The following is a 25,725-nucleotide window of genomic DNA, read 5'->3' as shown; positions in this document are numbered from 1 at the left end:
TTCCAGTTTTTATTACAAAATTTGCCCCTTGATAAAATTACTCAGCTTGATTTACGGCAACGTGGCTTTCCTATTGCTTTATTAATACAACTTGCGCAATTTACCCATTTAAAAAGCCTAACAATTAAAGAGAAAAAAGATTATTCGCGTAATGAAGAAGCATTAGATAAACAGGCTAAAGCACTTATCTATCAACAGCGCGAACAGCGTAATCAAGAAGTCTGGGCATATTTAAAAACCCTACAACTACAATTGCATTGTGATATCAAAATGATATCTGACACAGCACAAGTTTTTGAAAGGCGCTATCGAAGCTATTTAACGCATTGAGTAGCAATAGTATTAATAATAAATAGTGTTAATAATAAATAAGACAATAGCCAATAAGGTATGAATATTATCACATTGAATTAATGTCAATGTTTATGCTATGTTACTCAAGCGGTTAGTTTTAATGTATTAATTTACTTATACATAATTTTTGAAGAGAATATAACTCACTATGATACTTGCAATTGATGTCTATTACATTAATGACCGAGCCAAATCGGTCGGCGTTTTATTTAATCATTGGACTGATTCGAAAAATGCGGTTGAAAGCTTAATCATCGATTATCAAGATAATGTTGCGCCTTATCAATCTGGTCAATTTTATCAACGTGAATTACCTTGCATAATGTCACTGCTTAATAAAGTTGATTTAAGCCAGATCTCAACCATCGTTATTGATGGCTATGTCCATTTGAATGACGGTAAGATAGGCCTTGGTGGGCATTTGTATAATGCGTTAAACAAAATGATCCCAATTATTGGCGTTGCTAAAAAGCCTTTTGCGGGGAATAGCGAATATTTGATTGAAGTTATTCGTGGTCAAAGTAAACACCCACTATATGTAACGTCAATGGGTATATCGTTGGAGCGTGCAGCAGAAAATGTGCAATCAATGGCGGGTAAATACCGAATGCCTGATTTACTCAGCTATTTAGATCAACAAACAAAATTATTTAAACATGAAAAGTAAAGTCATCTAGTTAGTTATCATTCGCCGACTTGCGCCGGCGATGATTGCAAGTTTAATTATGCTTCGTTCCAACTATCTCTTAAGCCCACTGTTCGGTTAAACACTAGCTTATCTTCAGTTGCAAATTTGCTATCCAAGCAGAAGTAACCTTCGCGCTCAAATTGGTAAGCATGCCCAATATCCGCATGTTGTAAGCTTGGTTCAACAAAGCCTTGTTTAATTACCAAAGAAGTCGGGTTAATGGTTGATAAAAAGTCTTCCGCTGCACCTGGATTTGGTGTGTTAAATAAGCGATCATACAAGCGAATTTCAGCAGGTTTGGCAAATTTTGCTGAAACCCAATGAATAACACCTTTCACTTTACGCCCATCTTCAGGGTTTTTATTTAACGTAGCGGGATCGTAGCTACAATAAATCGTTTGAATATTGCCTTCAGCATCTTTTTCAACGCGATCAGCTCGGATAACATAAGCATTACGTAGTCGCACTTCTTTGCCTAATACCAAACGTTTGTAATTTTTGTTGGCTTCTTCTCTAAAATCAGCGCGGTCAATATAGATTTCACGTGTGAATGTGACTTCACGGTGACCAAGTTCAGGACGATTAGGATGATTTGGCATACTGAGCACTTCATCAAGGTTTTCTGAAAAGTTTTCAATAACCACTTTAACCGGATCAAGCACAGCCATTGCGCGTGGTGCGTTTTCGTTAAGATCTTCGCGAATACAAAACTCAAGGGTGCTCATTTCAACCGTGTTTTCTTGTTTTGTGACACCAATTCGGCGACAAAAGTCACGAATAGAGGCTGGTGTATAACCTCGACGACGTAATCCCGATACGGTTGGCATACGTGGATCATCCCAGCCATCAACAATTTTTTCGGAGACTAATAAGTTTAATTTACGCTTAGAAGTAATAGCATATTCTAAATTCAATCTTGAAAATTCATATTGGTGAGGGCGAGCTTCAATCGTAATATTATCTAAAACCCAATCATATAAGCGACGATTGTCTTGGAATTCAAGTGTACAGAGTGAATGCGTGATATTTTCGATCGCATCAGAAATACAGTGGGTAAAATCGTACATTGGGTATATGCACCATTTGTTGCCTGTTTGGTGATGCTCGGCAAATTTAATACGATATAGCACCGGATCGCGCATGACAATAAATGGCGAGGCCATATCGATTTTAGCACGCAGGCAGGCTTTTCCTTCTGCAAATCTGCCTTCTTTCATTTGAATAAAAAGTGCTAAGTTTTCATCAATACTACGATCACGATATGGGCTATTTTTGCCGGGTTGAGTGAGTGTTCCTCGATATTCACGGATTTCATCAGCTGACAACTCATCAACATAAGCAAGCCCTTTATTGATTAGCTCAATTGCATATTCATATAGTTTGTCAAAATAGTCAGATGAATAACAAATTTCGCCATCCCACTCAAATCCTAACCAGCGAACATCTTGTTTAATTGATTCAACATACTCTATATCTTCTTTGGCTGGGTTGGTATCATCAAAACGTAAATTACATTTACCTTGATAATCTTGCGCAATACCAAAATTTAAACAAATGGATTTAGCATGGCCAATATGTAAATAACCATTAGGTTCTGGAGGGAATCGGGTATGTGTTGTTTTATATTTTCCCGCCGCTAAATCAGCATCAATAATTTGACGAATAAAGTTAGTTGGACGATTATCTGTCTCGGCCGGTAATGAACCGCTCATAAAAAACCTCTGATGATATATTGATTAATAACAAATTTAGAATATTTGCTTTGTCATTACTTGTAATGTTAACCGAAGAATATAACAAATTTTTCCTATTTCTGAAACGGAAAACAAGCTATTTGCAACGACAAAAATGGTTTGTAAATAAATCTTTTAATTAAAACAGATCGTTATTGCATAAAAAGCGCGATCTTTCACAAAAAACAGCCAAATAAAAACTTCAATAAAATCAATAGCTTTTCTGACGCGCTTTTACAAGGTGCGATAAAGAACAATTGTTTTAAGCATCACCTGATTTTAACGAAACCACAAATCTTGCACCACCAAGCGGGCTGGTTACAACAAAGGCTTTGCCATCATGAAATTCTGCCATTAATTTTACATAAGCTAAACCAAGCCCATAACCACCAGTTGAGCGGGTTCGACTAGTATCAAGCCGAGCAAAAGGCATAAAAATCTTTTCACGCGCATCAAATGGGATTCCGGTACCATCATCATCAATCTCAAAGATGACTTGATTTCCTTGTTTAGTGATATTTAAAACCGCTTTATGTGCTGCATATTTAAAGGCATTTAGTAACAAATTTTTAACAATCGTTTCAACTAAATTAGTATCAATTATCGCTTGCACATCTTGGCAATTACAAGTGAGTTCAAATCCTTTTGGCTTAAATAATGTGAGTGATTGGCAAATTTTGTCACCCAACGCTTTTAACGATACGGGTGTTAGGTTTAGTTCAATATTACTTTGTTGCATTTTGAAGTAATTTAAACTAGCCGTAATTAATGTTTCAAGCTCGTTAATATCATCACTCATGCCTTTTTGTAAAAGTCGTTTTTCTTGCTCGTCGTTAGACTCTTCCAGCATGCTAAGTTCAAATCGCATACGTGCAAGCGGTGTGCGTAATTCATGCGCCATGGCATGAGATATCGTTTGATTAGTGCTCACTAAGTGTTCTATATGCGTTCCCATATTATTTAATACATTAGCAAGTGGCTTAAATAACCAGCCTTTTACATTTTCAGTTCGTGCTTTTAAATTACCTTGTCCAAGTTGTTCGGCAGTTTGTCTAATATTGACTAGATCTTTCCAAACCGCACTAAAAGCCAGATAAATTAAAATAAAAAAGATGATTGCACTAAATAATGCCCAAATAATCAAAAATAGGGTTAATGACATGGTGTTGGATGCCAAAATATCCCGCACAACTATTGGGCCTAATTGGAGCAAATGCCCATCTTTTACATCAATATAAACGACCTCTTTGTCGCTATCATAAGAAAACCCAAGCTTTGCTAGCTCGTCAAGCACCACTTCGGATAACGGAGTATTTACAGGCAGTACTTTGATAGGATAAGCAAAATAGGGTTGTAGTTCGTTAACCACTTCTTGAAGAGGGCGATCTTTATGCTGGTTGATTTGCATACGAATAAGGTTGACCGTGCCACGCTGAGATTCTCGAAACACAATATGATCATCTGGTATATCCGTTAATGAAGAAGGTAATGAATCAAATACAAGTAAAGCACCATAAGCAATAATACTTTGTAGTAGCAGTAAGATGACGAGGTAGAATATAATTCGGCGATTAAAAAATAGCGGTTTAGCTAATAGTTGGCTCAATGGCTGTCTCCTTCTCGCATAAATAAATACCCCTTTCCTCGAACTGTTTTGATGCGTGATGGGTTATCTGGATCATCGAGTAATTTTCGTCGAAGCCTTGAAACTCGTGCATCAATTGAACGATCACTACCATCAAAATCGATACCTCTGACCTGAGAAAAAATGTCATCTCGAGATAAAATGATCCCTGCATTATGCGCAAGCAACCATAACAGATCAAATTCCGCAGTGGTTAAATCAATTTCTTGCTCTTGCAGTAGTACTTTGCGGTTTTCACCATCGATAACTAAATTATCAAATATAAGGGTTTTATTATTGTGTGGCACAATCCATTCTTTAGTATGCTCTTTATCCGTTTCTATCTGTTTTCGGCGGAATAAAGCCCGTATTCGTGCCAACAATAACCTTGGCTCAACAGGTTTTGCCAAATAATCATCAGCCCCTAATTCAAGCCCAACAATTTCATCAATATTATCTTCGCTAGCCGTCATGATGAGAATATAGTTAGTAAACCATGTACGTATATCACGACAGATATCAAAACCCGTTTTTTCAGGAAGCATGACATCTAATATCACCAAATCAGGATTAAGTTGTTGAATTTTTTCTTCGGCTCCTTTACCACTATTATGCCATTCCACAAGGTATCCTTGGCGAATTAGATAAACTTGAATCAAATTGGCTAGCCGTTGATCATCTTCAATGATTAATATACGTTCACTCATTATGCGCTCTTAATTACGTAGCTGATATTTAGAGGTGCCTCATTATACAGACATTTTATTGGCCGTTACAAAACATATACAAAGAGTCTACAAAGTTTATTGCCACTCTATGAGAAAATCTGCGCCAATATTTATAAATAGACTAGTTTTATATCAAATCAATATGGATGCTTTTTCATCAATAACAAATTCCCTTTCTTCTCCAAATTATACACAACATAAGACGCCCATTGTCTTGTGTGATTTTGATGGGACCATTAGTGTAAAAGATGTGACAGATACATTACTGAGCCACTTTGGGCAAGCTGGTTGTGATGAACTTGAAGAATTGTGGGTAAGTGGCAAAATTGGCTCTCAAGAATGTATGAGCAAACAAATTGCATTAATGGATGCAAGCCTCGATGAACTTAATGAAGTCTTATCTCAAATTGAAATTGACGCGGATTTTAAATCTTTTATTAATTATGCCGAACAAAACAATATTCCTGTTCACGTGGTTAGCGACGGGCTAGATTATGCAATTGAGTTTATTTTAAAACGTCATGGCATTACGCGTTTACCTATTTTCGCCAATAAATTGATGCATAATGATTTGCGCAGTTGGCGTCTAGAGTTCCCTTATGCGAATAAAGACTGTATTAAACAAAGTGGCAATTGCAAATGTCATCATGTTAAAAAACAGCAATATTTTCCGCAAATACTCTATGTCGGCGATGGCACATCAGATTACTGCGTGTCACATCATGTTGATTTTGTGTTTGCCAAAGATAAACTAGTTAATTATTGCAAAGAAAATCATATTAATCACTGCAAAATTACCAGCTTCGCAGAGGTAACCACCGCATTAAAACAGGCTAAACATGCTGTTATCCCCGTCACGATGGTAAAATAACAAGGAATACTAATGAGTACAATTCAAGATTTATCTTACTTTTTACCTGGAAACAGAAATGGCGTGCTATTAATTCATGGTTTAACTGGCACTCCCAATGAAATGCGAATTTTGGCCAATGGTTTACATAAAGCAGGATTTACGGTTTATGCCATCCAACTCGCTGGGCATTGTGGCACCGAAGAAGATCTGTGTAAAACAACATGGCAAGATTGGTATAAAAGCGTGCAAGATGGTGCTGATTATTTAGCCCAACATGTCGATAATGTGTTTGTTGCAGGACTGTCAATGGGCGCTTTGCTAGCACTAAAATTAGCAGCTGACAGACCTGAGCAAATCAAAGGCGTTGGTGTGTTAGCGCCTACATTTCGTTATGATGGTTGGAGCATGCCATTATGGGCAAAAAAACTCTTTTTCTTGTTAGTTTATTTTAAGAAATTAGGTATTTTTCAAAAAAAAGTTTTTATCGAACAACCGCCTTATGGGCTTAAAGATGAACGTATTCGGGCGGTGGTATCTGAAAGCATGTTAAGCGGTGATGCCGCCTCAGCAGGGCTTGCGGGTAATCCTTTTCCGGCTCTTGCTGAGATGCAGTTATTAGCAAAACATATGCGCAAGCAATTACCCAAAGTCATTTCACCTTGCTTAATTATGCATTCTGGTAATGATGATATCGCCAATATAGAAACTAATGCAAAATTGGTTGAAAAACAGGTGTCAGGGCCAACAAAATTGGTGGTATTAAATGATAGCTATCATTTAATTACCATCGATAGCCAGCGCCGTGAAGTGATTAAGGAATGCGCCTCGTTCTTTGATAATATAGCAGAAGGAATAAAAGCATAATGTCACCATTAGTTATCATACTTTGGGTTTGTAATATCTGTTTTGATACATTAGGGCAAGTCGCTTTTAAATTTGCAGCCATCGCACCCAATAATCGTGATAGTTGGTATTACTGGCTCGATTTATCTAAAAATAAGTGGATTTGGGTTGGGATTATATCCTACGTTGCTGAATTTTTACTATGGTTAGCCTTTTTAACCTTAGTTCCTCTTTCTCAAGGGGTGTTACTTGCTTCATTTAATATCATTACTATCATGGTGGTTGGGCGCTTTATTTTCAAAGAACTACTAACTATTTACCGCTTAATTGGAATGCTATTAATTACTGCTGGTGTCGTTTTTGTAGGGATGTCTTAATATGGCTAGATTCTATGTTATTGGTTTTTCTGTATTGCTCTTTTTTGACACAATTGCGCAATGCAGCTTCAAATTGACGGCTATTGAGGCTCAACCGCTAGAAATGAGCATTGAATGGCTAATTCGCGTATTTACTAATCCTTGGATTTATATCTCAATAGCGGGGTATATTTTAACTTTCTTTACTTGGATGACGCTATTAAAAAAAGCGCCAGTAGGCCCAGCTTTTGCCGCATCACACTTTGAAGTCGTTACGGTGATGATTGCGTCAATTTGGTTATTTAACGAACAAGTCACCTTGTTCAAATTCGTTGGCACCATACTCATTGTTTCTGGAATTCTATTTTTAGCTATCGCTGAAAGTAAATTGGCTAAACAAGAATCTAGCAATCAAACCCACTAAAAATAATTACTCAAAAAAAAGCAGGATTATACTCAAACCTGCTTTCCTTGAAATTTTTTATAACGACAATGCTAATGCGTTTAGTAATGTCAAATTTAGCTGATGCTGTTCTTGTTGCCACTCATTTAGCTTGTCAGATGAAATAATCGGTTGCTTATCTAATGAGCTTAAAAAACGCTTAAACCAACTCGATGGCTGCCATATTGATAACTCACCAGTGATATCACTACCAACAATGCGTTGTTTAATTGAGGAAATCGTATCTAATAAATGGTAAGTTTGCAACTGACCTTGATCCCAATTAGTGTGGATCACCTCTTCGCTTAATACATCTTTATCAATCGATAAGTAAATAGGCTGGGCACAATGGTATTGTTCCGATAAAAAACTGGCAATGAGATCATCTGGCGATTCAAAATGTCGAAACGCGTGAGCCAAACCGATTTTTCTCGCCCAAGCGGTATTGACGTTTAAACTCCAGTAAGTGAGCTTTTTATGGAAAAGCGGTGCCCATCTGTTTTCCCAAAAATGAGTAAGCCCAATATCATTAGAGGTAATACCAAGCACATGTACATGACTAACAAAAGGCAAACTTGCCACATAGCTAACCCATGAACCACAATGAATGCCAAATAAATAACGCATATTATCGGGGTGGTTATCAAAAATCACAACTTGAATTGGATTTTCGGCTGAATATTGTTTAGCGAGATTTTCAATTAATAATAATGAAATATGGTGATAATCGCCACTGCCCATAAGTACCGTGCCATAATTTTCAGGCAAAGATTGTTCTAGTAATGATTGAAATTGTTTGAATTTTTTTTCACTGCAACCAAAGCGAATACTCTCTTGCCAGTTATTAACATCAATTGTTTTGGCATCATTAATCTGACCGACGCTGTGATCAAAATTGAGTATAATTGGGGAGGTCATGCTACTTTCTCCTTGTCACTTTCAAAATGACCAATGAATTTGCGTAATATCACCCGTAATAATGGATTTCGGATATAAACTAAATGCTTTGATAATGTAAAACTAGCGCCAAGAGAGGCTTTAACTTCTGGATCAGTCCAACCGGCAATATAATGACTAAATCCTTGCTGTAGCGCATATTCAAGATTAAAAAACCAACTAACATAGTAGAGGTTTAACTCTCTCGCTTTGGGATAAACCATGCCAATATATTTATCTACCAACATATTGTTAACAACAAAACAGATATTATAACCGACTAATTGATCATCATCATAATAAGTAACAATATGCGCATTTATCGTTTTACTCTGTAATAACTGCGTAAAAAAGGGTTTGGTAAGTAAATCAAAATGCACTTCGCTTTGCTGATAGACATTAAGATAAAGTTGATAATACTCATCTAAAACAGCATCGTTAAAAAAAGATTCATCACCACTATGCAAAACCTTGATACTCAGTTTTTCGCGTGAGCGTAGTTTACGTCTGAAATTTTTACGGCGACTATAAGAAAAACGCGATAAAACTTCATCTAAGTTTTTAAAATCAATCGGCACCCAAGCTAATGCCTGACCTTCTACTTCGATAAATCCTTGTTCTTTTAAGGCTGAAATAAATTGTGTTGAATATTGATTATCTTTTTTACTCAATAAAGGAGATGCAGACGGTATATCTTTGATAATCATAAAAGGATATTGCTTCGCATAGGCTTTTTTAAGATTATTCGCCAACTCATTAGCATCAACATCATTAGTCAACAACGCATTTTCAGAAACCGTCGATCCCACAAAACAAGTTTTGGGTTGTAACCAGTGACGCCATTTTTTTGAAAACGGTAATTTCTCGATTTTATTTTTAAAATTGTCATCAGCAGTAGTGAGTAAATCGAACTTAGCAGAAAAAACAGGCACACCATCTTCACTCAACCAAGCTGAAAAATCTTGTGGTGGATGAGTTAAAAAATTGTCGATTAATTCATCCGGTTCTAACTGATTGATGTATTTCATAACAATATAACGAGTAATTGATTCAATTCGATAAGAAGCCCCGCCAATAAAATTGACGGGGAATGATTAAAGTTCTTTTTTAGCACGTGTAATAAGTTGATCGAGTAATTCAATACCTTGATCAATCTCTTGACGAGAAATATGTAACGATGGAGCAAAAGTAATGACATTTTTGTAATAACCACCAATATCAAGTACTAAGCCCATTTTTTTACCATTCCAATCAAGATCACCTGACATACCAATATCAACCATCTTATCAACTAAAGCTTTATTGGCAGTAAAGCCATCTTCAGTACAAATTTCAGCACGAAGCGCTAAACCTAGGCCGTCAACTTCACCGATTTCTTTATGTTTCTTCTCAAGTGTTTTTAAACCTTCAAGGAAGTATGCGCCACTTTCCATTACCATTTTTTCGTAATCCGTTTCAGAAGTCATTTTTAACACTTCAAGACCAACTGCTGTACCTAATGGGTTAGAAGCAAATGTGGAATGGGTTGAACCAACAGGGAATACTTGTGGATTAATTAACTCTTCACGTGCCCATAAACCACCCAGTGGGTTAAGACCATTAGTTAATGCTTTAGCAAACACCACAACATCAGGTTTAACATCAAAGTGTTCAATAGACCAAAGTTTACCCGTACGATAAAAGCCCATTTGGATTTCATCAACGACTAATAAAATACCATACTGATCTAAAACTTTCTTAAGACCTTTAAAGTAATTACGCGGCGGTACAATATAACCACCAGTTGCCTGTAAAGGCTCAGCATAAAATGCGGCATATTCTGCTTGCCCCACTTTTGGATCCCAAACACCGTGGTATTCGGTTTCAAATAAACGCGCAAATTCAGCAACTAAATGTTCACCATACTCTTCTGCTGTCATGCCTTTAGGGCGACGGAATGGATAAGGGAATGGAACAAACATGGCACGATCACCAAAATGACCATAGCGACGACGATAACGGTAACTTGATGTAATTGATGAAGCACCTAAAGTACGTCCATGATATCCACCTTGGAAAGCAAACATTAATGATTTACCACCCGAGGCATTACGAACTAATTTTAATGAGTCTTCAATACATTGTGAACCACCTACATTGAAATGCACTCGACCTTCGTAGCCAAAGCGTTTTTCCATACCTTGAGCAATGGTTTTAGCTAATTCAATTTTAGTTGGGTGCAAATATTGGCTAGCACATTGTGGTAAGGTATCAATTTGTTTTTTTAGAACGTTGTTTAGGCGTTCATTAGCATAACCAAAGTTACATGCTGAATACCACATTTGTAGATCTAAGAAAGCTTTGCCTTCTTTGTCGTACATGTAGCTACCTTCACAACCATCAAAGATTTTTGGCGGTTCAACGTAATGAACAGTATCACCAAAAGAACAATATTTTGCTTCATCTGCTAACAAAGTCGCATCATCAGGGCGACTATTAATCATCTCTAAAGTTGGTTTACTCATAATTTATCTCACTAATCCATATTCAAACACGATAAAATGTGGCATTATTATTAAAGAAAATGGATTGTAACAATGTACGATTAGTGTATAGATTTTGTGACGATAACCCCGAGAGGCAAAATTATTGCAATAATTGTCTTGAGTCATATTGCGAGAAGTGGGTATCAGAATGAAAAATTTAAGCTGCATAATTTCAATCTTATCAATGTTTCCTTTAGGCTATACTCAAATTGCATCAGCCGATCCCACATCATTAGGTATCGGCTTAGGCTGGTCTAATTCCCCCTATAAGAGTTATCGCTCAAGCTTCTATCCTATTCCTCATATTGATTATGATAATGGTTCCTTTTTTATTGATGATCTATCTACCGGTATTTACGCATTAAACGACGATAATCAAAGTCTATCATTTGGTGCTCGCTATCTTGCTAATGAATTTAAACCTCATGATGCTAACAATCACATGCTAAAAAAACTTAACAGCCGTCACTCTACTTTATTGGCAGAAGTAAATTACGATATCATTACTGATTGGGGGATTTTTTCAAGCAGTATTGGCGCTGACGTTCTTGGTAAAAGTCACAGTATCTTAGTGAATACTGACTATACCGTGCCTTACATACAAGGTAATTTAATTGTTGCGCCCACGATTGGTATTAATTGGGCTAATAGTAAACATAATGCCTATTATTATGGCGTTTCTCATAAAGAGTCTTCACGTTCAGGTTTGCGTTATTTTAATTCAAATAGTTCTGTTACGCCTTACTTTGAAATTGGTGCACAATATTCTTTAACCGATAATATTGCTACTTTCGGTGGCATTCATATTGATGAACTGACAGGCGATGTAACTAACAGCCCAATGATTGATAATAATGTAACAGCCTCAATTTATGCAGGTGTATCTTATAATTTTTAATTCATAAACATCGATACTGACAATGAAAAGATAACGACTTGTTACGCACTATCAGTTAGTATCAGTTTAAACAAAATAAAATCTTCATCACAAAATTCAGGAAATAGAAAAGTATGCTTTGGTTTAAAAATGCCATAATTTATCAACTTAATAGTGACACGCTACTTAATAAAGATGCGATAGAAAAAGCCTTAAAGTCTCACCCTTTTACCCCCTGCGGTAATTTAGATACCACAAAGATGGGATGGGTTTCGCCTTATCATGATAATAATCAAGATGATTTGCTTGTCGATATGCAAGGGCATTTATTATTACGTATCAAAAAAGAAACTAAAATATTACCAGCTCCCGTCATCAAACAAGCGCTATTAGAAAAAATTGATAAACAAGAGCAAGCACTAAGTAGAAAGCTCAGTAAAAATGAAAAAGCCACTTTAAAAGACGAAGTTATGATTGATTTGATGCCAAGAGCATTTAGTAAATATAATCACTATTGGCTATGGATCGATACGCACAATAAACGCATTATTGTTGATTGTAGTAGCTTTAAACAAGCTGAAGATATTTTAGCAATTTTACGCAAAGAGCTTGGTTCACTAGCATTAACGCCATTGTCTATTGACAAACCACTTGAACAAATCATGACCACATGGGTTAAAGAAAATCTGAATTTTCCACCATTTGTATTAGGTGATCAAGCCGAACTTAAAGATCCTCTTGAAGGTAATGGGATTATTAGTTGTAAAAATCAAGATATCACTAGTGATGAAATGCGCATCCATTTTGATTCAGGAAAATGGATAACTAAGATTAAAATTATTGATGAAAGAGGCATAAGCTTTATCATTAATAGCGATTTAACATTTAAACGAATTAAATTTGATGCTATTATTTTAGACGAAAATGAAGATATAGGATCAGATGAATTTGATAAAAAACTGGAAGCAGACTTTTTTATTATGGCTAATACCTTAGCCAATACAATTAATGACTTTTACCTGACAATTAACAAAATTATTTGATAAAACTATTTAAAAATTTTCATATCATGATGGCAATAAATATAGCTTTGCCTATTATCTATGCTATACTAGCGTTAGATTATGTGTAGCATAATTATATAAAAATAAGTAATTGTTCTTTTTATTTGAAGTAAATTTTAAGCAACAAAAAACTAAACATCGTCTATAACAACATATAAGTTGAGGCAATAAAATGAAAAAAACAACTCTAGCTCTAGCAATCGCAGTTGCAAGTTTAACAGCTACTGCAGCTAACGCAGCATACGAAGACAACACTTTTTATACAGGTGCTAAATTAGGTTGGTCAGAGCTTTATCGATTAGATGCAAATAAAGTTCGTATTTCAGATCGCTTTGGCATCAGCACTTCAGATCGTAGCAATGTTGCTGGCGGTGCTTTCCTTGGTTTCCAAGCAAACCCTTATTTAGCTTTTGAATTAGGTTACGACTGGTTAGGTTCAGCTAAATATAAAAGATCTTACCGTTCTGCTGGAAAAAGCTATGACGTCGGTCATAGTAAACTTTCTGCTCAAGGTGTATCTTTAACAGGTAAATTAAGCTACCCAATCGTTGACGGTTTAGATATCTATGGCCGTGCAGGTGGTATGGTCACTATTTCTAAATGGAAAAACGGTGGATTGGTTAAAAAATATGACGCACTTAACCATGGTACAAAAACAGATCTATCTCCAGTTTACGCATTAGGTGTTGATTATCGTTTCGCTGAAGACTTCTCTACTCGTTTAGAATACCAATATGTTCAACATATTCACACTAAGACTGACGCATCTCCAGATGCTGGCACTGTAAGCTTAGGTATTACTTACCGTTTAGGTGCACCAGCTGTTCCTGCACCAGTTGAATTAAAAACTGAAGTAAACCGTTATGTGTTAAATGAAGATGTACTATTTGCTTATGCAAAAGCTGACTTAAAAGCTGAAGGTCGTCAAGCATTAGACAACTTACTTACAAATCTAGTTAAGATCAAACCAACTGAAAGTGCTATCGTAGTAATTGGTCATACTGACCGTATTGGTTCAGTTAGCTACAACCAAAAACTATCAGAACAACGCGCTAATTCAGTAATGAAATACTTAGTTGCCAATGGCGTGCCTTCTCACGTTATCAGTGCACGAGGTATGGGTAAATCTCAACCAGTTACTGGCACTAAATGTAATGCACTTCGTGGTGCTAGCTTAAAAGCTTGTTTAGCTCCAGATCGCCGTGTTGAAATTGAAGTTAAAGCACTTAATGAAAGAGAAGTTGAAGTAATTAAATCAACAAAATAATCTTTGTTTCTTAACTTATTGATTAAAACCCAGTTAAAAACTGGGTTTTTTTATCTATCTTTTTTGTTAACAACTAAATTATATATCACCTTAGAACTACAAATTATCCACAAAAAAGATTATAATGCTTTACGATATTGTTAGTAAGAAAAGTTGAAGGAGTTGCCGTGCCTACCGCTATTTGGCAAGATTGCCTTTCGCAATTACAAGAAGAAATCCCTACAACGGAATTCAATTTATGGATTCGCCCGTTGCAAGCGGAAATGGTCGATAATAAACTCTATATTTATGCGCCAAATAGGTTTGTCCTAGATTGGGTAAAAAATAAATATTTACCCACCATTAGCCAATTATTAAATAAACTTTTTAATGATGATTCTCTAAAATTATTTCTTGAAGTTGGCTCAACCATATCCACTGATAAAAAAGCCCAAAGTAGCCAACGTAAAGCAGATGTTGTGCCTGCTTGGAAAACAACAAAGGAAACAAAGAATAATCATGTCTACCATTCAGGTATAAACCATAAACATACTTTCGATAGCTTTGTTGAAGGTAAATCAAACCAGCTTGCAGTGGCCGCGGCCAAACAAGTCGCTGAAAATCCAGGCAAAGCTTATAACCCTTTGTTTTTATATGGTTCTACCGGTTTAGGTAAAACACACTTATTACATGCAGTGGGTAATCAAATAATGGTAGAAAAAAACAATGCCAAAGTTGTCTATATGCATTCTGAACGATTTGTGCAAGATATGGTCAAAGCATTGCAAAATAATGCGATTGAAGAGTTTAAAAATTATTATCGCTCAGTCGATGCATTACTTATTGATGATATCCAATTTTTTGCAAATAAAGAGCGATCTCAAGAAGAATTTTTTCACACGTTTAACTCTTTATTAGAAGGCAACCAACAAATTATCTTAACCTCTGATCGTTATCCAAAAGAAATTAATGGCGTTGAAGATCGATTAAAATCGCGTTTTGGGTGGGGGCTAACCATCGCAATAGAACCGCCTGAGCTTGAAACTCGGGTCGCAATTTTAATGAAAAAAGCAGAAGAAAATAAAATAAAATTGCCCGAAGAAGTTGCTTTTTTTATTGCTAAACGATTACGTTCCAATGTTCGTGAGTTAGAAGGGGCACTTAACCGAGTCATCGCTAATGCTAATTTTACGGGGAAAGCTATTACCATTGATTTTGTTAAAGATGCCTTAAAAGATTTGCTAGCTTTACAAGAAAAATTGGTTACTATTGAAAATATACAAAAGACGGTTGCCGAATATTATAAAATTAAAGTATCAGATTTACTTTCTAAACGCCGTTCTCGTTCTGTTGCAAGACCAAGGCAGGTCGCTATGGCGCTTGCAAAAGAGCTTACTAATAAAAGCCTGCCTGAAATCGGTGATGGCTTTGGTGGCAGAGATCACACAACGGTATTGCATGCATGTAGAAAGATTGCAGAATTAAAAGAAGAAAGTAATAATATAAAAGAAGATTACTCCAATTTAATTCGAACTTTATCAACTTAACAAAGAATCAATACTATGAAATTTATTATCGATCGTGAAAAACTGATTAAACCATTGCAGCTTGTCAGTGCACCTTTGAGTAGTCGCCCAACACTACCAATTTTGGGAAATTTATTATTGCAAGTAAGTGATAACACACTATCAATGACTGGGACAGATCTTGAAATAGAGATGATATCTCATTTACCATTGATTGAGGCAAGCGAACCAGGTGCAACAACTGTGCCGGCTAGAAAGTTTCTTGATATCTGCCGAAACTTACCCAATGATGCTCAAATTTCGATAAGCGTTGATGATAACCGATTGGTGATTCAATCTGGTCGTAGCAAGTTCTCTTTATCTACTTTACCTGCTAGCGATTTTCCTAATTTAGAAAACTGGCAAAGTGATATTGATCTTTCTGTTCCACAAAAAACCATAAAACGGCTAATTGATGCTGTTCAATTTTCTATGGCTAACCAAGATGTAAGATATTACTTAAATGGTATGTTATTTGAAATTGAAGATGGATTATTAAAATCAGTTGCAACAGATGGTCATCGACTAGCCGTATGTGCCCAGCCAATTGAACAGAATATTAAAACGGCTTACTCTGTCATTTTACCAAGAAAAGGGGTACTTGAACTTGCCAAACTGGTAAGTGATAACGACGAATTAATCACGATACAAATTGGTAATAATAATTTTCGTGTTAACCTTGGTGACTTCACTTTCACATCAAAACTGATTGATGGAAGATTCCCCGATTACAAACGCGTATTACCACGCAATCCCGATAAACCACTCGAAGTATCCTGTGATGAACTTAGAAACGCCTTATCACGTGTTGCGATCTTATCTAATGAAAAATTCCGTGGAATTAGGCTTCATGTCCATAACAATCAAATAAAAATTACGGCCAATAACCCCGAACAAGAAGAAGCAGAAGAAGTCATTGACGTCAAATATGCATCATCAGAGCTTGAAATTGGCTTTAATGTAACCTATTTACTTGATATATTAAATACATTGAAATGTGATAGCGTACAACTGTTATTAACTGATGCAACATCCAGTGTACAAATTGAAGATATTAATAATCAATCCGCCACTTATGTTGTTATGCCAATGCGCTTATAATCAACCCCATCTAACCTTCCGGCTTCGGCCGGAATAATATAAGCATATGACTCTTTCAAAAATCCAAGTTCATCATTTCCGTAATATTGATTATGCGCAACTGTCTTTATCACCGCACTTTAACTTTATTGTTGGTGATAATGGAAGTGGGAAAACTAGCTTGCTTGAAGCTATTTACATGCTTGGCCACGGGCGTGCATTTAGACATACACAATCCAATCGAATTATCCAACACGAACAACCTGAACTTGTATTATTTAGTGAAATAAAAAATACCAACCAACAGGTTCATTCAATTGGTCTTGCAAAATCACGTAATAGCAATAATAAAATTAAAATAGATGGTGATGAGGGCTTTCGATTAACTGATTTAGCCAAATTATTACCCATTCAATTAATCACACCAGAAGGATTTGATTTATTGACAGGGGGCCCCAAATATCGTCGTGCATTTATTGATTGGGGATGCTTCCATCATTACCCTGAATTTGTTTATTTATGGAACAATTTAAAACGGCTATTTAAACAGCGAAATGCATTATTAAAGCAATCCCAGAATTATAATCAATTATTACATTGGGATAAACAAATCGTACCCATTGCTGAAAAGATTAGCAACATTAGGGCAAATTATTCGCAACAAATTTTTCCTGAAATCATTCAAACTTGCCTGGATTTTTTACCTGAATATCACCTTAGTTGCCACTATTATCAAGGTTGGGAACATGACACTGATTATGCTGAAATATTAAACAAACACTACGAGCGAGACAAGCTGCTTAACTATACATCAGTTGGGCCACATAAAGCTGATATTCGGTTACGTGTCAGCAATATTCCTGTTGAAGACTTATTATCCCGCGGTCAATTAAAGTTATTAATGTGCGCTTTACGTTTAGCTCAAGGTGAATATTATTCAAAGCAAAATACTCAAGCTTGTGTTTACCTAATTGATGATTTTGCCTCTGAATTAGATAACCACAAACGAGAGTTATTAGCCAAACGGTTAAAATTAGCCAATTCACAAGTATTTATTACCGCAGTTAACCAAGAACAAATTACCCATATGATCGATGAAAATGATAAGATTTTTTACATAAAATCTGGTATAATTTCGTAAATTTATAGAATGATATAAACAATCAATTAAGTCGAGAAATCCATGTCTAATTCTTATGATTCTTCTAGCATTAAAGTACTCAAAGGACTTGATGCTGTTCGTAAACGTCCAGGTATGTATATTGGTGATACTGATGATGGCACAGGACTTCACCATATGGTTTTTGAAGTGGTAGACAATGCCATTGATGAAGCATTAGCGGGTTATTGTCGCCATATTGAAGTCACTATCCATCCTGATAACTCCGTTTCTGTGCGTGACGATGGTCGTGGCATTCCAACTGGCATCCATGAGGAAGAAGGCGTTTCAGCGGCTGAAGTTATCATGACTGTATTACATGCTGGTGGTAAATTCGATGACAACTCATATAAAGTCTCTGGTGGCTTGCATGGCGTTGGCGTTTCAGTGGTTAACGCTTTATCAGATAAATTAGAATTAGTTATTTATCGTGAAGGAAAAATTCACCAACAAATTTATCAATTAGGCGTACCACAAGCCCCTCTTAAAGTTATTGGCGAAACAACTGAGTCAGGAACCTATGTCCGTTTCTGGCCAAGCCCTGAAACATTTACTAATATTGAATTTGTTTATGAAATATTAGCGAAACGACTACGTGAGTTATCGTTCTTAAACTCAGGTGTATCAATAAGATTACTTGATGAGCGAACAGGCAAAAGTGAGCATTATCATTATGAAGGTGGTATTCAAGCTTTTGTTGAATACTTAAATAAAAATAAAAACCCTATTCATCCGAAAATATTCTATTTTAGTACTGAAAAAGATAACATTGGTGTCGAAATTGCATTGCAATGGAACGACGGCTATCAAGAAAATATCTACTGTTTTACTAATAATATTCCTCAACGAGATGGGGGAACGCATTTAGCTGGTTTCCGTGGAGCAATGACTCGCACATTAAATAACTATATGGAAAACGAAGGATATAGTAAAAAAGCCAAAATCAGTGCAACGGGCGATGATGCGCGCGAAGGGTTAATTGCCGTAGTCTCAGTCAAAGTGCCAGATCCTAAATTTTCCTCACAAACCAAAGATAAATTAGTGTCATCAGAAGTTAAATCTGCGGTTGAATCAGTAATGGGCGAAAAATTAGCAGAATATCTACTTGAAAACCCAAGTGATGCCAAAATTGTAGTTGGGAAAATCATTGACGCCGCAAGAGCCCGTGAAGCAGCCCGTAAAGCTCGAGAAATGACCCGTCGTAAAGGCGCTTTAGACTTAGGCGGATTACCCGGTAAACTTGCTGATTGCCAAGAAAAAGATCCTGCCTTATCTGAGCTTTACTTAGTGGAAGGGGACTCTGCGGGTGGTTCGGCAAAACAAGGTCGTAACCGTAAAAACCAAGCGATATTACCACTTAAAGGTAAGATTTTAAACGTAGAAAAAGCCCGTTTTGATAAAATGCTTTCTTCGCAAGAAGTGGGAACATTAATTACCGCTCTCGGTTGTGGAATTGGTCGTGATGAATATAACCCAGATAAAATGCGTTACCATAGTGTTATTATCATGACCGATGCCGATGTCGATGGATCACATATTCGTACATTATTATTAACGTTCTTTTATCGTCAAATGCCTGAAATTATTGAGCGTGGTTATGTCTATATTGCTCAACCACCACTATATAAGGTCAAAAAAGGGAAGCAAGAACAATATATTAAAGATGATGAAGCAATGACACAATTTCAAATCGCTTTAGCTCTTGAAGACGCATCATTGCACGTCAACGATCATGCACCAGCGCTTGCCGGCGAAGCTCTCGAAAGGCTAATTGCTGAATATCAAAAAGTCGAAAAACTCATTACCAAGATGGAACGCCGCTATCCAAAAGCGCTACTATCTGAATTAGTGTATCATGAGGTATTAGACGAAAATATTTTACAAAATCAACAAATGGCAGAAAATTGGGCAAAAACTATTGTTGAAAAATTATCCAACAAGGAGCAACATGGTAGTAGCTACCTTTATTCAACTGAATATAATGAAAAAACACAACTACATGTGCCAATTATTAAAATCAGAACCCATGGTGTAGATACTCATTACCCTTTAGATCAAGTCTTCATTCATAGCAATGAGTACCGTAATATTTGCCACCTTGGAGCACAATTGAAAGATCTACTTGAAAGTGGCGCATTTATTCAACGAGGTGAACGAAAACAGCCAGTTGAATCCTTCGAAGAAGCGGTTGAGTGGTTAATTAAAGAGTCTCGCCGAGGCTTAACAATTCAGCGATATAAAGGCCTTGGAGAAATGAATCCAGAACAGTTATGGGAAACCACAATGGATCCAACCAGTCGCCGCATGTTACAAGTCACCATAAAAGATGCTATTGAAGCAGATCAATTGTTTACAACTCTCATGGGTGATGAAGTCGAACCTCGTCGATTATTTATTGAAGAAAATGCTCTTAAAGCAGCCAATTTAGATTTTTAAAGGTCACGCTATTTTAATATACAACATAAAAGACTAGGCACCCAACCTAGTCTTTTATTGATTAAAACAAGAGAAATAACAAATTGAATTAACAAGTTATAAAGAAAAACAGAATCTTGTTAAAAATTTTTAATTAGGTATGCGTTTCAGTATAGAATTCTTTTTGATCCTTTTAGCTTTATATTGAAACGACGCTTATTGTTGTTGATTAACATTAATAATAAGCACGTTATTCTTCAATATTATCATTGCGTTTTTCTCCATTTTAAGTTGAGGCAACTTCTTTAATGCTTAGCCTTAATTAGCTGATAATCCTGCTTGTCAAGCTAATTATCATCACGGATAGATACACAACCCATTGTTGTGACTGTAAGGATAACTTCCATCAGCAGCACCAGAAGTTGAATCGATACGAAATCTCCATCCTCCATAGGGATCACTCGTCCAGAACCAAGCATTTGCAATACCAGCACCTTTATAATGGGTTATATCCCCCCACTCAGAGAAAAATCCAGCACCGATTTGACGCTGATAATGATGGCCACTTGATGCTGGCGTGGCACCAACTAAACTTCGGCAGTAAATAGTTTCGTTTGCTCCTGAGCAGACCGCATTAGTAAGATCTTTTGCTTGTGGAAGACGATAACCTAAACTAGCACACCAATTTTCAGTTTCGATGTTGGTTGCTGACCTTTCACCACGGCTGACAAACCACTTCTGTAACACAAACCCATATTTTATCACTGCTGCACCGCTACTATCATAACCAACTAACTCAAAAGTTTTTGGTAAGGCTGGTGTGTAAATTCGAGCTGGGTTTGCCTCCTTTATTTGATCATCAGTTGCCACAGGACCTGTTAGCAGAACTCGCACACGGGTGCCATTCGCATTGGGTGTCATAATAGCCGTTATTCCCTCATCGGTAATGGAAGGCCAAGTCAATTGGGTACCTTCCGATATATCTAAATCAAAATATAGGCCATTTGCGCCCGTGGTTGGGAAGTTAAGGTTATATGATGTCGGTATTATAGATTGAGGAAGAAAGCCCCTGTTTGGCTGCCAAATATTAGCTGGACCAGCAAATTTCCACCCATTAAAGCCTGGTTCATTATTTCCGCCAAGCCTCAAATTAGGCTTAGCATAAAGAACGGCTGGTGATGATTTTGGAATGATGTAGTAAGTCACTGTGCCAGCGTTAAAAGTACTACGATTAGGTACACCATACTGGGTACTTAAACTACTATTTGTATTACTTAACACTACTTTATAAGGCGCTCTAGCAATATCTAAAGTATCAGCGCGACCAACTACCTGATTATTTTTATCTGTAATATTAACGGTTAAGCTACCCATAGCCGTTACGCCATTAACCTCCTGCCCATCACCATCATCATCACCCCAATAATAATAAGGCGCATCAATAAGTGCTTTTAACTCTATCGTATCAGTTGTTGATGGTACTAACATGTCAACATCAGCAAAAGTCTCTCCAACACGAGGAAGTACGATTGGGTTTGTTGCTGAAGTATTAGTAATTGGAGTAATGGTAGTGCCATCTGATAAGGTAATAGCTAATAAATCTTCTGTATTTATCACTTTTGTTTTACCGTTATTAAACGTTAAATAAGGCGCACTACCTTGAATCATGTTTGTTGTGGTAGCTGATAATGCCTGAGAATCGAACGAAAACGGCAATAGCAATAACAGGGATAATGTTATAGGGAATTTTACTAATATTAATGAAGTGAACGAGAAAACCTGTCTACAATAGTGATTTAATAGATTTAAAACATAAAGCTGCTGCGTTCTATCGCGGTAATGCACAAAATACTCCTTTCCTCAATTACTTATCTGTTTTATTTAACTCTGTTATAACTTTTTGCTAGTAAAATAAGTTAAATTAATTTGTTATCACCTGAATTATAACGTTTGAAAAAAAATTGACCACTTTTGCGATTAAAATATTTGTAAGGATTTGTTAAGAATGGTTCCGCATAAAAAATTAAATGACTAATGAACAAATAGTATTAGCCAATATTTATGCTTTTTGAATAATTTGGAACAAACACGAAGTGTACCGAATGAATAGCTGACAAAACTAAATATTAAACGCTAAATCAAGTTGTGAAAATTTTTACTTAGATCTTGTGATAACGCTTAATAATTTATAAATAAAAAATAGATGATAGCATAATTATCAATAATCTATATCAATAAATTAGCTAATAAATCCACTATTTTTTGTGTTTTTTTATTGACATACTGGTCTATTAATTTTCAAATTTGAAACCGCTTTATTCATCTGTTTGATCATATCTTTTGGACTTTGAGCAATGTAAACTTTGCCACCAGTGGCATTAGCAATACAGTCTATTTTGTGTTCACCGGCAATATCAACGATATTAATTTTTAACCTAGGCTTTTGCGTAGCAATATAATTCGCTAAGGTGCAAATGTTATTTTTTGTACAATTATCTTCGCCGTCACTAATAATAAGTATATAGTCATCACGTTTTACACCATCTAGCATTTTGCTGGCTTTTTCTAGCCCGTTATATAAAGGTGTCCCTCCCCCTCCTGCTGCAGTTGGTGTTAATTTTTTAATTTTACGCTTTAGTGTTCCTCGGTTAGCATAATTATAAAATGGCGAAACATATGCTGCTGGGCAATTTGTTAGTGTCACAAGCGAGATATCAATGTTCGGTTGTATCTTATCAATGCTTGATGTAGCCACACTCTTACTACTTGATAAACGAGTTGGTAAGCGCGTCATTCGCTTTTCGTATTGGATTCTTTCCTGCTCGGACATATTCCTATAACCATAAGTCAAATATTGAAAATATTGCTCCACTTCTGATGGCGATTCATTCAATGTCACCGTCATGGATAATGAATTATCAAACACAATTGCCATTTTAGATGGATTAGGATCTTTATTCATCTCTTCTTTGGTTATACAGTTAGGTGGATTTTTTACCTTTGGTGCTGGCTCAGGTACAGGCACTGTCTCTGGTTTAGGCTCAGATGTTACAATTGGCGCAGGTTCTGATGTCGGCAAAAGATCTTGTGGTTCAACAACTGGCTCTGTTTTAGGTTCTACTTGTTTTGTTTCAACAGATGATGAAATAACTGGCGCTGGCTGCTGAGGGGCAACTGCTTTTTCTTTATCAAATGGGTAAAATAAATACCAAAGGAAACTAGACAAACCAAGCAGTAATAAAGCTAAAAGTAAAAAATGCCACCAACGCCAAAATGGTTTAGGCACAATAACAGGAGCCGGTGCGGGCATAACAGGCTCTTCAAAGGCATTAATAATAACAGGATCTTCATTTATAACATAAATCTGATTACCTAAACTCTTAATTCTTGGAAGCCAAAACGAAATTAAACACTGATCTTCATCGCTTAAGATCATCAATTTAACAGCTTGTTCAATATCATTAATACGTGTTTGTAATGTCTTAGCTATTTGATTTTTATGTGATTCATTAGCAATACTATCAAGTAAAACAGGTTGACCTTCAAGATTAGTATACCAGCCAATATATTTATTGTTATCAATTAACTTTGGTGTTGCTAAAATTGAAAACGTACGATCAGTTAAATGTGACTTTAGTAATAGTAGTAAGGATTTATATTGGTTTAGTAGAGAAATCTTCTCTGAATTATTATGTTCAAAGACAGTTCTAGTTATTCGTTGCATTACTAATTTAATCCCTTACATTTTACCTTTACACTAAAGCTACATTAATTTTAAAACATGCTCATAAGCAGAAATACAATTAATGCTATATGCATTTATATAATATTATTTCAACATAATTATTCACATAGCGGTTTGCTAATATTCATACTTGAAACAGCATTGTTCATTTGTTCAACTATTTGTTTTGGGCTTTGAGCTACATAAACTTTACCACCAGTTTGCTCTGCCACACAATCAATTTTATGTTGCCCAGCAATATCCACAATATTTATCTTTAAACGTGGCTGTTGGGTAGCGATTTTGCTCGCTAACGAACAAATATTAGCCTTGGTACAATTGTCTTGACCATCACTAATAACTAATATGTAATCATCACGGTTTACGCCATCAAGCATTTTGCTGGCTTGTTTTATCCCACTATATAATGGTGTTGCGCTGTTATCATCCAGTGGTTTTAACTTGTTGATTTTATTCTTTAAGTTACTTCTATTATCATAACTATAAAACGGTGTAGTTTGTGCTACAGGGCAAGCTGAGAGTGTAACTAATGCTATATTAACGTTTGCTTGAATTTTATCAATGCTTGCTAATGCAACTTCTTTGCTACTTGATAACCGATTAGGCAGGCGTGTCATGCGTTTTTCATAGGCATCAGCGTCTTCTAGCGACATTGAATAGAAATCAGTGTTCAAATATTTATTAATAGAATCTTGAGATTCCATCAACGTCAATGACATTGATGCTGAATTGTCAAATATCATAACCATTTTAGGTGCATCACTGTTACTGACAATCTCTTCACGAGCAACACAATTTTTAGGTGCAATGGCCGTTGGCTCTGATGTCGATTTTACAACGGGTTCAACTTCTTCTTTGCGGGGTTCCACAATAGGTTCTGGTTTCTTTTCTTCTACTGGTTGAGTAATGGCTGGCTCAGCAACTTGAGCCACAGGCTTTTGTTTTCCATATGGGCAAAATAAATACCAAAGGAGCCCAAACAAACCAAGCAATAATAAAGCTAAAAGTAAAAAATGCCACCAGCGCCAGAATGTTTTTGGTGGAATAATAGGAGGTGGCGCGGGAGGCAAAATCGGATCTTCAAAGCTATTAATGATAACGGGTTCATCATTAATAACATAAATAGGGTTACCTAAGCTTTTAATTCTAGGCAACCATGATGAAATAAATCCCTGCTGCTCAGCAGTTATTGGCATTGACTTAACTGCTGACTCGATATCGTTAATACGATCTTGCAATGTTTTTTCTATCTTACTTTTTTGTGATTGATTACAAATCTCACTCAATAAAGCAGGTTGCCCTTCTAAAAGCGTATACCAACCAATATACTGATTATCGTTAATCAATCTTGGTGTTGCTAAAATCGAGAAAGCACGCTCTGTTAAATGCGGTTTTAGCAGTGTTAACAAAGAGTTATATTGATCTAATAAAGACATCTTTTCGGAGTCATGGTGTTCAAAAGCTATCCGAGTTATTCGCTGCATTATTAATT

22 protein-coding genes are annotated in these 25,725 nt (G+C 36.1%); 13 read left to right on the top strand and 9 right to left on the bottom strand.

The features are described from left to right. Together A9G45_RS14395 and A9G45_RS05880 are read left to right on the top strand one after the other, a co-directional pair. A partial coding sequence (locus tag A9G45_RS14395; RefSeq protein ID WP_176701808.1) for a hypothetical protein occupies positions 1–330 on the top strand: 330 nt, incomplete at its 5' end. A gap of 172 nt (positions 331–502) precedes the next feature. Continuing rightward, positions 503–1,021, top strand: coding sequence for an endonuclease V (locus A9G45_RS05880; RefSeq protein ID WP_065568374.1), 519 nt, complete (start codon positions 503–505; stop codon positions 1,019–1,021). A 56-nt stretch (positions 1,022–1,077) separates the two neighbouring features. On the opposite strand, the gene glnS is transcribed toward A9G45_RS05880, so the two are convergent. The 3 genes from glnS to A9G45_RS05865 form a co-directional block, all read right to left on the bottom strand. Beyond that, on the bottom strand, positions 1,078–2,754 hold the full coding sequence (gene glnS, locus A9G45_RS05875) for a glutamine--tRNA ligase (RefSeq protein WP_065568375.1): 1,677 nt from the start codon (positions 2,752–2,754) through the stop codon (positions 1,078–1,080). Between the two features lie 283 nt (positions 2,755–3,037). Next, positions 3,038–4,381 carry an ATP-binding protein gene (locus tag A9G45_RS05870; RefSeq protein WP_065568376.1) on the bottom strand — a complete coding sequence of 448 codons (1,344 nt, stop codon included), beginning with the start codon at positions 4,379–4,381 and terminating at the stop codon, positions 3,038–3,040. Beyond that, positions 4,378–5,106, bottom strand: coding sequence for a response regulator transcription factor (locus A9G45_RS05865; RefSeq protein ID WP_065568377.1), 729 nt, complete (start codon positions 5,104–5,106; stop codon positions 4,378–4,380). The genes A9G45_RS05870 and A9G45_RS05865 overlap by 4 nt, the downstream gene beginning before the upstream one ends. A 163-nt stretch (positions 5,107–5,269) precedes the next feature. Between A9G45_RS05865 and A9G45_RS05860 the strand changes: the two genes are divergently transcribed. Genes A9G45_RS05860 through A9G45_RS05845 form a run of 4 tightly spaced genes read left to right on the top strand, consistent with a single transcriptional unit; the run spans position 5,270 to position 7,603 of the window. Next, entirely contained in the window at positions 5,270–5,998 is a 729-nt protein-coding gene (locus tag A9G45_RS05860; RefSeq protein WP_065568432.1) for an MtnX-like HAD-IB family phosphatase, read from the top strand. 12 nt (positions 5,999–6,010) lie between these two features. Continuing rightward, positions 6,011–6,844, top strand: a complete 834-nt coding sequence (locus A9G45_RS05855; protein ID WP_065568378.1) for an alpha/beta hydrolase — start codon at positions 6,011–6,013, stop codon at positions 6,842–6,844. After that, entirely contained in the window at positions 6,844–7,200 is a 357-nt protein-coding gene (locus tag A9G45_RS05850) for an EamA family transporter (RefSeq protein ID WP_065568379.1), read from the top strand. Before A9G45_RS05855 ends, A9G45_RS05850 begins: the two co-directional genes overlap by 1 nt. A gap of 1 nt (position 7,201) precedes the next feature. Then, positions 7,202–7,603: a DMT family transporter gene (locus A9G45_RS05845; RefSeq protein ID WP_065568380.1), complete on the top strand. Its 402-nt coding sequence runs from the start codon at positions 7,202–7,204 to the stop codon at positions 7,601–7,603. 57 nt (positions 7,604–7,660) lie between these two features. Here the strand turns inward: A9G45_RS05845 and A9G45_RS05840 are convergent, their stop codons facing one another. The 3 genes from A9G45_RS05840 to A9G45_RS05830 form a co-directional block, all read right to left on the bottom strand. Beyond that, complete coding sequence (locus tag A9G45_RS05840) at positions 7,661–8,539, bottom strand: arginase family protein (RefSeq protein WP_065568381.1); 879 nt, start codon at positions 8,537–8,539, stop codon at positions 7,661–7,663. Further along, a complete protein-coding gene (locus A9G45_RS05835) occupies positions 8,536–9,585 on the bottom strand; it encodes a GNAT family N-acetyltransferase (protein WP_065568382.1) in 1,050 nt (349 codons plus the stop codon). Before A9G45_RS05835 ends, A9G45_RS05840 begins: the two co-directional genes overlap by 4 nt. Before the next feature lie 66 nt (positions 9,586–9,651). Beyond that, positions 9,652–11,061: an aspartate aminotransferase family protein gene (locus tag A9G45_RS05830; protein ID WP_141672026.1), complete on the bottom strand. Its 1,410-nt coding sequence runs from the start codon at positions 11,059–11,061 to the stop codon at positions 9,652–9,654. Positions 11,062–11,230: 169 nt separating this feature from the next. On the opposite strand from A9G45_RS05830, the gene A9G45_RS05825 reads away from it, so the two are divergent. From A9G45_RS05825 to gyrB, 7 genes are all read left to right on the top strand, one after another. Then, the gene (locus A9G45_RS05825) at positions 11,231–11,980 is read left to right on the top strand and encodes a MipA/OmpV family protein (RefSeq protein ID WP_065568383.1); all 750 of its coding nucleotides are present in this window, start codon (positions 11,231–11,233) and stop codon (positions 11,978–11,980) included. A gap of 113 nt (positions 11,981–12,093) precedes the next feature. Next, complete coding sequence (locus A9G45_RS05820) at positions 12,094–13,002, top strand: recombination-associated protein RdgC (protein WP_065568384.1); 909 nt, start codon at positions 12,094–12,096, stop codon at positions 13,000–13,002. A gap of 193 nt (positions 13,003–13,195) precedes the next feature. Next, positions 13,196–14,290: a porin OmpA gene (ompA, locus tag A9G45_RS05815; RefSeq protein WP_065568385.1), complete on the top strand. Its 1,095-nt coding sequence runs from the start codon at positions 13,196–13,198 to the stop codon at positions 14,288–14,290. A gap of 167 nt (positions 14,291–14,457) precedes the next feature. Further along, positions 14,458–15,816: a chromosomal replication initiator protein DnaA gene (gene dnaA / locus A9G45_RS05810; protein WP_065568386.1), complete on the top strand. Its 1,359-nt coding sequence runs from the start codon at positions 14,458–14,460 to the stop codon at positions 15,814–15,816. 15 nt (positions 15,817–15,831) lie between these two features. After that, a complete protein-coding gene (dnaN, locus tag A9G45_RS05805; RefSeq protein WP_065568387.1) occupies positions 15,832–16,935 on the top strand; it encodes a DNA polymerase III subunit beta in 1,104 nt (367 codons plus the stop codon). Between the two features lie 46 nt (positions 16,936–16,981). Continuing rightward, a complete protein-coding gene (gene recF, locus A9G45_RS05800) occupies positions 16,982–18,055 on the top strand; it encodes a DNA replication/repair protein RecF (protein WP_065568388.1) in 1,074 nt (357 codons plus the stop codon). Between the two features lie 42 nt (positions 18,056–18,097). Continuing rightward, positions 18,098–20,509, top strand: coding sequence for a DNA topoisomerase (ATP-hydrolyzing) subunit B (gene gyrB, locus A9G45_RS05795; RefSeq protein WP_065568389.1), 2,412 nt, complete (start codon positions 18,098–18,100; stop codon positions 20,507–20,509). A gap of 336 nt (positions 20,510–20,845) precedes the next feature. Here gyrB and A9G45_RS05790 read toward each other — a convergent pair whose 3' ends face one another. The 3 genes from A9G45_RS05790 to A9G45_RS05780 form a co-directional block, all read right to left on the bottom strand. After that, positions 20,846–22,333, bottom strand: a complete 1,488-nt coding sequence (locus tag A9G45_RS05790) for a hypothetical protein (RefSeq protein WP_141673621.1) — start codon at positions 22,331–22,333, stop codon at positions 20,846–20,848. Between the two features lie 427 nt (positions 22,334–22,760). Next, positions 22,761–24,212 (bottom strand): VWA domain-containing protein, encoded by a 1,452-nt coding sequence (locus A9G45_RS05785; protein ID WP_065568391.1) that lies wholly within the window; start codon positions 24,210–24,212, stop codon positions 22,761–22,763. A 119-nt stretch (positions 24,213–24,331) separates the two neighbouring features. Further along, positions 24,332–25,717, bottom strand: coding sequence for a VWA domain-containing protein (locus A9G45_RS05780; RefSeq protein WP_065568392.1), 1,386 nt, complete (start codon positions 25,715–25,717; stop codon positions 24,332–24,334). Positions 25,718–25,725: the final 8 nt, after the last annotated feature.

Origin of the sequence: Gilliamella sp. HK2 (genome assembly GCF_001690265.1) — a bacterium.
GTDB lineage: Bacteria > Pseudomonadota > Gammaproteobacteria > Enterobacterales > Orbaceae > Gilliamella > Gilliamella apicola_C.
The sequence above is the reverse complement of the archived record's forward strand: the minus strand, read 5'-3'. Positions and strand labels throughout refer to the sequence as shown.